Here is a 1,069-nt window from a genome sequence, read left to right as displayed (position 1 = left end):
GTTGGGCCGGATTGCGAAGGGCAGGTCGAGGGCAGAGCTGTGCCGTGTGCCCCTGCCGACGGGAGTGTGGGTACAGAACAGCGCTGCGGCGGAGGTCAGTGATTGCGTCCGTCGCTGGTTGTCGCCGCCGTCGGGTACAGGTGAGGATGTGTCTGCGCCTGGAGTGGTCGCTGCGTTGTTCGTCGCCGGCGGTAGTCCAGGTGTCGGCGGGACCGTCCTGGGTTGCTCGGGTCGATCCGAAGCAGAAGGAGTTCGGGTTCGATCGGGTGCAGTGCTGGGCGGCATCGGTGTCGGTGCAGGTGCCGGATCCGGTGTTCGAGGTGGTTCTCCGGTCGGGACGGGTGTCGAACTCGATGTGCCGACCGCACCTCGTGCCGATGCTGCATGCACGGCTGCTGGATCTGAGTCACGGTCGGGATCTGTTCCCGGGTCGGACGCAGATCCCGCCGCTGTCGGTGGTGCTGATGCGGTTGCTGTCGCGTCGGTAGTAGAAGGCGAGGCGGTCGTGCTCGTTGCGGTCGCGCTGGTCGGCGAGGGCGCGGGCGTGGGCGATGCTGCGGTGGACAATTCGTTCGCCGGTCCCGTTTTCGGAGTTGTCCTCGTATCGGTATCGGTGCCCGTTGCTGCGCAGGACTCGGCCTCGGTCTCAGTGCCCGATGCGCACTCGGTGTCGGGGTAGCTGTGGGTCTCGGTTGCGTTTGTCTGCGTAACCCTGTTCGGCGCTGATACTGATGCGGAGGTCGACCTCGTTGCTGATCTGGAGTCGGGCTCCGTTTTCGCTGTTGCCGTATCCGTGTCCGCTGTCGCTCCCGACCCTGAGTCCGACTCCTGCGTCTGCATTTTCGGTGTTCGTTCCCATTCCCCGGTTTCCGGGTTCTGCACGGCCAGTCCGAGTTTCTCGGCGAGGGTAACTGCGTCGGTGAGCAGGATCTGCCACTGACTGCTGCGCGCCAACTCCCGGGCGAGATCGGGATCGATGGAACCGTGCCCGGCCAGATACGCCGGGTTCGCAAGCAACCCGATCAGGGTGGCTATATCGACGGTGACCATCGTCAACGGCACCCGCCGA

General features: G+C 65.2%; 1 pseudogene. It reads left to right on the top strand.

Annotated features, from left to right (window positions below):
- Positions 1-679, top strand: a pseudogene (locus tag CH249_RS27610) (hypothetical protein); the annotation flags it as partial.
- Between the last annotated feature and the right edge of the window lie 390 nt (positions 680-1,069).

This window comes from Rhodococcus sp. 05-2255-3B1 (assembly GCF_002258545.1).
In the GTDB taxonomy this organism is placed as follows: domain Bacteria; phylum Actinomycetota; class Actinomycetes; order Mycobacteriales; family Mycobacteriaceae; genus Rhodococcoides.
This window is presented reverse-complemented; position numbering and strand designations above follow the sequence as displayed.